This is a genomic window from Emticicia sp. MM, from assembly GCF_001649495.1.
This window is the reverse complement of record NZ_LXHX01000107.1, coordinates 75,663-84,328: the sequence shown is the minus strand read 5'-3', so window position 1 is coordinate 84,328 and position 8,666 is coordinate 75,663. Positions and strand designations below refer to the sequence as shown.

At 39.2% G+C, this 8,666-nt stretch carries 4 protein-coding genes and 2 pseudogenes; 2 read left to right on the top strand and 4 right to left on the bottom strand.

Annotation, left to right across the window (positions count from 1 at the left end; translation table 11 throughout):
* Positions 1–241, bottom strand: a pseudogene (locus A6M55_RS13590) (hypothetical protein); the annotation flags it as partial.
* Positions 242–453: 212 nt separating this feature from the next.
* Between A6M55_RS13590 and A6M55_RS13585 the strand changes: the two are divergent.
* Positions 454–2,896 (top strand): annotated as a pseudogene (locus tag A6M55_RS13585) (TonB-dependent receptor).
* Positions 2,897–2,940: 44 nt separating this feature from the next.
* Positions 2,941–3,870: a DUF4249 domain-containing protein gene (locus A6M55_RS13580; RefSeq protein ID WP_082893025.1), complete on the top strand. Its 930-nt coding sequence runs from the start codon at positions 2,941–2,943 to the stop codon at positions 3,868–3,870.
* A gap of 77 nt (positions 3,871–3,947) precedes the next feature.
* On the opposite strand, the gene A6M55_RS13575 is transcribed toward A6M55_RS13580, so the two are convergent.
* The 3 genes from A6M55_RS13575 to A6M55_RS13565 all read right to left on the bottom strand — a co-directional run bounded on the left by A6M55_RS13575 (position 3,948) and on the right by A6M55_RS13565 (position 8,612).
* Positions 3,948–5,666 (bottom strand): GMC oxidoreductase, encoded by a 1,719-nt coding sequence (locus A6M55_RS13575; protein ID WP_064198135.1) that lies wholly within the window; start codon positions 5,664–5,666, stop codon positions 3,948–3,950.
* A 95-nt stretch (positions 5,667–5,761) separates the two neighbouring features.
* Positions 5,762–6,277 (bottom strand): gluconate 2-dehydrogenase subunit 3 family protein, encoded by a 516-nt coding sequence (locus A6M55_RS13570; protein ID WP_064198134.1) that lies wholly within the window; start codon positions 6,275–6,277, stop codon positions 5,762–5,764.
* 115 nt (positions 6,278–6,392) lie between these two features.
* The gene (locus A6M55_RS13565) at positions 6,393–8,612 is read right to left on the bottom strand and encodes a carbohydrate binding family 9 domain-containing protein (protein WP_064198133.1); all 2,220 of its coding nucleotides are present in this window, start codon (positions 8,610–8,612) and stop codon (positions 6,393–6,395) included.
* Positions 8,613–8,666: the final 54 nt, after the last annotated feature.

The window sequence follows — 8,666 nt, the reverse complement described above, 5'->3', positions numbered from 1 at the left end:
CTTTGGCAGCTTCTACTGCCTCGGCTGCATCTTCTTTCAAATCAGCAATTTTCTCGGCTGCTTGTGCTTTTACTTCGTTGATTTTTTCTTCACTAACTAACTCCGATGCTTTTGCTTTCAAATCACCGATTACTTCGGTTGCTTCTGCTTTCAAATCTGTCAATTTTTCAGTTGCAGCGGCCTTTGCTTCTCCAGCCATTTCGGTTGCTTTATCTGTAATGCTTTTTTCGTTCTCTGCCATAATAATTTTATGATTGAAGGTAAGACTTTTTAATGTTACGTAAAATTACAATTTTTGTTGGCACAAATAAAAACTAAACAACTGATATTTAAGCAATTGCGATGTTTTTTTATTGTTAATCTTCGTAAAACACTACAATTTTTAATTTTTAGACTTTACACAACTTTTATAGGCACTTTTTCGTAGTAATATAATAGGATAATCTGCTACCCATGATAAAAAAAATACATTTCGTTTTAATATTCTTAGCTGTTTTGAGTCATACAACTTTTGCCCAGCGAACATTTACAATAAGTGGTTACGTGCGTGAAAAAGGCAGTCAAGAGCAACTTATCGGTGTAAACGTTTATGTTCCTAACAGCACTTTCGGCACAAGTAGCAATAATTACGGCTTTTATTCAATAACGCTTCCTGCCAACGATGCCGCTACTTTGGTTTTCTCTTTTGTAGGTTACGAACGCATCGAAAAAACATTTGTTCTCAACAAAAATATCGAAATAAATATTGAGTTAGCTTCGGCCAATCAGCTCAACGAAGTTGTGGTTTCATCAAAACGCCAAGAAGAACGAGTGAGCGAGTCGGTAGAAATGAGTAAAATTGATGTACCAATCAATCAAATCAAGAAAATACCAGCTTTTATGGGCGAAAAAGATGTTTTGAAGGTGCTTCAGCTCATGCCAGGTGTACAAAAAGGCTCGGAAGGTCAATCAGGAATTTATGTGCGTGGCGGTGGCCCTGACCAAAATTTGATAATCTTAGATGATGCCGTAGTCTATAACGCCAGTCACCTTTTTGGTTTTTTCTCGGTTTTTAATGGCGATGCCCTCAAAAGTGTAGAACTCACCAAAGGTGGTTTTCCTGCACGTTTCGGAGGCCGACTTTCGTCAGTCATTGAAATGAATATGAAGGAAGGAAACAAAGAAAAACTGCACGGTGAGGGCGGAATCGGACTTATTTCTTCAAGATTAACCCTCGAAGGGCCGATTAAAACAAAAAAACAAAAGTCCACTAAATCTTCATTTATTGTTTCGGCCAGACGCACTTATCTTGATGTTGTGGCTGCTCCACTCGTGAAAGCGTCTCAAAGGGATGCTATCGAAAAAACTACGGGCGGCTATTATTTTTATGATTTGAATGCTAAAATGAATTATGATTTCGGTCAGAAAGATAAACTATATTTGAGTGGTTATTTTGGAAAAGATAAGTTTAGTACAAACACTGTAAGTCCCGAAAACAATTCATCAAACGGTCTAAACTGGGGCAACGAAACAGCTACTTTGCGTTGGAATCACCTATTTTCTCAGAAGCTTTTTGGCAATTTATCGCTTATTTATAGCCGTTATCGCTTCAATATTAGTTCGGTAGTTAATTCTCTCGACCTAAATACTAATACTAATTCTACTTATAATTTAGATTATCAATCGGGTATCAGAGATTATGCCATCAAATACGACTTTGATTTCTTTCCAGCCCCAAAACACGCCTTGAAATTTGGTATTCAATCCACTTTTCATCGGTTTACACCAAGTGCAGTTGTGCTACAAGACTCAGATATTAGCCGTTTTGAAAACAGAATTGATAATATCGACGTTGTAGAATCGGGAATTTATGCCGAAGACGTTTGGCAAGCAACCAGCCGATTGAAAATGAATGCAGGCCTCCGAATCAGCAATTATCAAGTTTCGGAAGCAAGTTATGTACGTCCAGAACCACGCTTGGCGGCAGCTTACAAACTGAAAAGCGATTTGGCTTTTAAGGCATCTTATGCACTGATGAATCAATATGTACATTTGCTTACCAATACTGGCATTGGCTTACCAACCGACCTTTGGGTACCAACTACCGACAGGGTTGCCCCACAACAATCGCAACAAGTAGCGGCAGGCTTTTACTAAGGATTTCGATAAGAAAGGCTTAACGCTGACCATCGAAGGCTATTATAAAAAGATGAATAACCTCATTAATTATAAAGAAGGGGCGAGTTTTTTGCTTATAAACGACCCAACTTCAAATAACCGAGTGCGTTGGGAGGATAACGTAACGATTGGTCAAGGCTGGTCTTATGGAGCGGAGTTTTTATTGCAGAAAAAAGTCGGGAAGTTTTCGGGTTGGGCAGGCTACACGCTTTCTTGGACAAAATGGCAATTTGACGAACTCAATTTTGGCAAAGAGTTTTTCCCTCGCTACGACCGCCGAAATGATATTTCGTTGGTCGGAATTTATGATATAAAACCAAACATTACGGTTTCGGCAGTTTGGGTTTTCGGTACTGGAAATGCTCTGACAGTGCCGCTTTCGAGGTATAATGGGTATAGCAATTTTAATACTCGTTTTGGGGCAAATAATGCTATCAATAATACTTCAACGCCAGTAAGTCCGCTTTTTGCAGGGCGAGCCGTGCAGGAATATGGCGAGAAAAATACTTTCCGAGCGGAGCCGTATCATCGACTTGATTTGGGCATTCAATTCAGTAAAAAGAAACGCCGCCACGAACGCACTTGGGAAATTAGTATTTATAATGCTTATAATAGAAAAAATCCGTTTTTCTATCAACTCAATACCAAAGTTGACGCTAATAACCAGATTATCAATATCTTACAGCGGTATTCAATTTTCCCGATTATACCATCGTTTAGTTATAATTTTAAGTTTTAAGACCACCCCCAACCCCTAAAGGGGAGCTGAGAATAATTCCAAAGATGAAAAAAATAATTTTATATAGTTTCTTTACATTTATTCAATTTTTTCTGCTTTCTTGTGAAAGTTTGATTAAAGAAATTGACCCTTCGTTTCTGCCTGAAACTGATTCTAAGTTGGTTGTGGCTTGTTTTATTTCTCCGCAAGATACGGTTTTGGCGGCCAAAGTTACCGAGACAAAATTGCTAATTGGCACTACGGGCGATATTAGAGAAGATATTACGAACGCAACGGTGAATTTATCGGATGGGAGTAAAAGTATTCGATTGATTTATAGTCCAAAATTAGGGTATTATCGTGCATTACCTTCAGAATTACCAATTTTAGTAGGAAAAACTTATACAATTACGGTAAATACACCCGATGGCCGACAAGTAAATGCCTCAACCACTGTTCCGAATACTATTACAATAAAGGAAGTAAAAATAGACTCCACAACCGTGAATGATTTTCAGCGAGGAAATACAGTTACTAATACCGAGTTTGACGTAAAAGTAATTTGGCAAGACAAAGCAGGCGAAACAAATTATTATCGGGCTATCAGTGCTTATGATGTCAATTATGAGATTTCGGAAACAAGAACAAATAAAAAACTAAGTGATACCTTAATTTCGAGCCTTGTAGATTTACGAACCATTGATGATAAAGACACTGATGGTCAATTACTTTCATTAAACAGAACTTTTTTGCCTTCGATGAATATTGCTGGTGTTCAAAATAATCGAGTAGTAAGTGATAAACGCTTAAATAAAATAAAAGTTGGTTTATTTCAAACCGATATTCATTACTACAATTACCATACATCACTCCGCCGACAACGAGAAAACAATAACCCATTTGCCGAACCTGTGCTGCTTTACACCAATATCAATGGTGGATTTGGTTGTTTTGGTGCTTACAATGCCACTTGGCAAGAGTTTAATGCAAAATAGAAGCCCTATAAAACCATAGATTCTTATAGAGCTTCTATAAATAACAACCTGATTATCAAAATTTCACAAAACCATCATCACAAATTCCCTTTCTTAAACTCCTTCACGGCATAATCGGCAGCACGGGCCGTAATTGCCATGAAAGTCAAAGATGGATTTTGTGTCGAATTGGAAGTCATACAGGCACCATCTGTCACGAAAACATTTTTGCAATTATGAAATTGATTCCATTTATTGAGCATTGATGTTTTTGGGTCTTTGCCCATTCGCACACCGCCCATTTCATGAATATCCAAACCTGGGGCTTTATCTGGTTTATCGTGCGTTTTTATATTCTTAAAACCTGCTTTGGTGTACATTTCGGTGAGTTGCTCATGAAAATCTTTTATCATTTTTTCATCGTTATCATCATAAGCAACCGACACTTTTAGCTGAGGAATCCCCCAAGGGTCAAGCAAATTTTTATCAAGTGCTACATAATTGCTTTCTTTCGGAATCGTCTCGCCCATCATGTGTGAGCCAACTCTCCAATTCCCGTATCGTGTCTGATTGAGGCTTTCTTTCAAATCTTCACCAATGCCCGTTGTATCTCGATAAGTCATGCGGCTGGCACTAAAACCTGCGGCATATCCACGCAAAAAGTCAGTTTCTTGCTTAAAAACATTACGAAAACGAGGAATATAACTACCATTTGGGCGAATACCTTCAGTAGTAGTATCCAGAAAACCTTCGTATTCTCCAGAAATCGTCGTACGGAAATTATGGAACGCAATGTATTTACCTAAGAGTCCATTATCATTACCGAAACCATTTTGAAAACGATTTGAGGTAGAATTCAACAAAATCAAGTTTGTATTGAGCGTGGCTGCATTCAAGAAAATCACACGAGCGTAATATTCGGTCATTTCTTTGGTGTGAGCATCAATCACACGCACGCCTGTAGCTTTGCCTTTTTGTTCGTCGTAAATGATTGAATGAACCACCGAATCGGTTTTCATCGTTAATTTCCCACTACGCATGGCCCACGGAATGGTGGATGAATTACTGCTAAAATATCCCCCATACGGACATCCACGCTGACATAAGTCTCTTTGTTGGCATTTGGCTCTGCCTTGCTGGAAGTGAATCGGCTGGGGTGCAGTAAGATGAGCACAACGCCCAATAATAATTGGTCGAGTACCGTTATAATGCTTCGCCATTTCTTTGGTGAAATGCTTTTCCACGCAAGACTGCTCGTGAGGTGGTAAAAACTCTCCATCAGGCAACTGTGGAAGTCCATCTTTATTTCCTGAAATACCCGCAAACTTTTCTACGTAACTGTACCACGGTGCAATATCGGCATAGTTTATCGGCCATTCTACTGCAAAACCATCACGTGCTGGCCCTTCAAAATCGTATTGCGACCAACGTTGCGTTCCTCTGGCCCACATCAAAGATTTTCCACCGACTTGATAGCCACGAATCCAATCGAATGGTTTTTCTTGTACGTAAGGATGTTCGGCATCTTTCACAAAAAAATGAGCGGCATCTTCGTTAAATGCGTAGCAACGGCTCGCAATCGGATTGGCATCTTTTAGCTCTTTGGTTATTTGTCCGAGGTGGTCAAACTCCCACGGATTCATCATTGTGGTTGGGTAGTCAGTAACGTGCTTTACGTCACGCCCACGCTCCAACAACAATGTACGTAAACCTTTGCCTGTCAGCTCTTTAGCTGACCAACCACCGCTTATTCCTGAGCCAACTACTATGGCATCGAATGTGCGGTCTTTTACTGAATCTATATTGAAATTTGGCATTTTCTTAGTTGAATGATAGAATTTGATTAGTCAACGGACGGCAGTCGATAGCCCACATAAGTAGCCTATTCATCAAACAGTCGTCATTATTAACATTATTTTTTTACAGGAACACAGCCATGATAAAAACCTGGAGCCATGACATATTTCTGAACATTAACCATATAATATTCAGAGTTTGTGTAGCCACGAATTGTAAGGTTTTTAATCATTTCCACAAACTTTTTGCTTGCCTCATCGGCTTTGCTTAGCTGCAAAATAGTATCCTTGCGTTGCTGAGCATCACATTCAACAAAAGATTTGCTGTTGATTTGTTTGGCCAATTCATCCGTTTTAGCAAGCCCTTGTTGGAGGCTTTTCTGAGCAGCTTCACCGTAGCAATCATTAATCATACGTAAAGCAAATTGATGCACTTTTAGCGATTTTGCCCCAGGAGTTTTTGTTTCGGGAATAATTGTCTCTACGATTTCGGCTAAAATAGCCTCGTCGCTGGCAGATAAAGATTTGTCGTTGCCGATTGAGTCGGGAGTCCAGCTGGTAGCCCAAGCGGGCATGGACACCAAACCACCGAGAGCCACCGAAAGACTTTTCAGTGCGGTGCGTCGTTGCATAGTTTTGTTGATTTTAGGTTGAATAAATTATATTGTCGTTGAATATTTACAAATCTTAAAAATGGCTAATAACTCTTTTTCATTCATCATTAACCATTATACATTAACAATTAGCTCAAAACTGCTTTAAATAACTAATTTTTGCAATTACATGACTTTCTTTTTCGTAACGAATATCGCTTGGCTCATTTACATTATTAAATCCTCGGCGATTAAAGACCACGTAAATATAAGATAAAGGTTGGTATTCCCACGATAAACGAATATTATAATTTTTTGAGTTATTCTCCGAATTTTGCTGGTAAAAACCAATCAATTGTACTCTTGGGTTTAAAGCAAAACGCCCTTCGATTGAATACAAATCAACTTTCTTACCATCAACTGCATCGCCAACTTCTTTGAAACCATTTCGATTATAACGCCCCGAAACTGAAACATGTGGAATAGGTGCAAATTGTAATCGAATATCGGTCGAATTTAGCTTTCCATCAAAATACGTTCCCCAACTATGGTCAACTACTACATTAATAATTTTTGAAGGGTCAGAACTCGCAAAAATTTGGTGACGAACATAGTTAAAATCGCCTACATTAATTGTCACCCCCAAAGGCTGAAATGGTTCGGTCAGACGCTGAAAAGTTGGATTAACCAAATATCCAAAAAATCCACCATTCTGAAAATTAAACCAAATTGGGTTAATATTAATTTGGCGTTCAATCAACTGCCCCGTTGAAGCTTGGTGATAGAATTCAGTCATGATTCCAGGCTCGAAAGCACGAATGTATTTTTTAGGCAACCATTTTCCACGATTGTAAATAAAAATACCTGGGGTTGTACCAATCACATCGGTGCGTGAAACAAAACCCAATTCAGGGTTATAATTTTTCGTCACAACCGACTGTGTCCACCAAACTTTAAACTGGTTATTCGTAAAATAATATTGAGCAAAACCCGAAAAGCCTTGCTGTCCAGTATTCGTTTGTTTAGAATATGTAGCCATTGCATTAACCGAATGCAATTGATTCAAACGGAAAAATCCATCAACCGTACCAACAATATTTGAGCCTTCTGGACGATTTTTCACCGTTACGAGTCCACCAACACGGCTTTGTTCGCCAAAGTTTTCAGAAAAACGCCCCACAAAAAAATTGGTTGCGGGAGTCTCTCCTACCCCACGCTGACGCATCGCAATTACCCCAAAATTTCGCTTCAATGAACGATACACAAAACGCCCACCTGCATCAATCGGAATCGGATTTCCGAAATCATCTAAACCAATTCTTCTACTAAAAAAAGGTTGTACACGCATCGTTCCACCCGATAAATCATCGTTTGGCCCAACACCCACACCAAAAAGTGAAGCATTTTCAAGGAAAAACTGCCTTCTTTCGGGAAAAAATACCGAAAAACGAGTAACATTATTTACTTGGCGGTCGGCATCGGCTTGGGCAAAATCAGTATTGGTTGTAAGGTCTAAAACAGCATTCGAGTTTATCGCCCATTTTAGTTCTCCGCCCAATTTAAAATTTGTTTCGGTCGGTTTCGGTATTTTTTGGCCACTATATTGATCGTACGAAGTCAAAAAATAAGGTTGAATTCGGATATTAGGCGATGGCGGTGGTGGCTGAAGATTTTTCAATTCTCCCGCATAAGTCATACGTAGATTAGAAAATGTACGAGGATATGGCGAAAAAGCCGTTTGTTCGTTGCTCATTCGGCGGCTACGAAAAACATTAAATCCCCACGTATGTAGGCTATCCGAAGTTTTCGGATAACGCAACGTTTGCCACGGAATAGCCATTTCTGCCACCCAGCCCGAATCAGTGCGAGTAGTACGTACTCGCCAAAGTCCATCCCAATCAACGTCGTAGTAGAGGTCATCAAACGAAAGTAAATCACGCTGCACGCCATACGGATTTGTTACCAAAACCATGGCATTGCGTTTGTCATTGAATCCATCAAACGATAAGGCCACCATATCATGCTGGCGGAAACTAAAATCTCGCTTAAAATCGGTAGCACGAATGGCCTTTTTGCCCAAAGAATCTTTAGCAAAAATGCCAAAATAGAGGTATTGTTTATTATAAAGTACCTTTACTTCGGTGTCATGCGTAGGCTTTTTGCCTTGAAAAGGTTCGATTTGGGTAAAGCCTGATGTCGGTTTTACTTTTCGCCATTCAGCATCGTTCATCACTCCATCAATACGGAGCGAAGAGCTAATCTGCAAAGCTTCTATTTTCTTCTTAATCGAATCTGGTTCAAAAATACTGGCATCCTGAGCAAAGGCTATAGAAGTGGTGGCTACAAAAAAAAAGAGGAGTAGTTTTTTTATCATTATCATAATAAGCTTTTTCACTACAAAACTAATTAAAAAATTTAATCTGAATTT

What these genes read in the sequence shown, in the direction of transcription:
- A6M55_RS13570 (WP_064198134.1), bottom strand. Translation starts at nt 6,277, where the DNA reads ATGCAACGACGCACCGCACTGAAAAGTCTTTCGGTGGCTCTCGGTGGT.
- A6M55_RS13580 (WP_082893025.1), top strand. Translation starts at nt 2,941, where the DNA reads ATGAAAAAAATAATTTTATATAGTTTCTTTACATTTATTCAATTTTTT.
- A6M55_RS13575 (WP_064198135.1), bottom strand. Translation starts at nt 5,666, where the DNA reads ATGCCAAATTTCAATATAGATTCAGTAAAAGACCGCACATTCGATGCC.
- A6M55_RS13565 (WP_064198133.1), bottom strand. Translation starts at nt 8,612, where the DNA reads ATGATAAAAAAACTACTCCTCTTTTTTTTTGTAGCCACCACTTCTATA.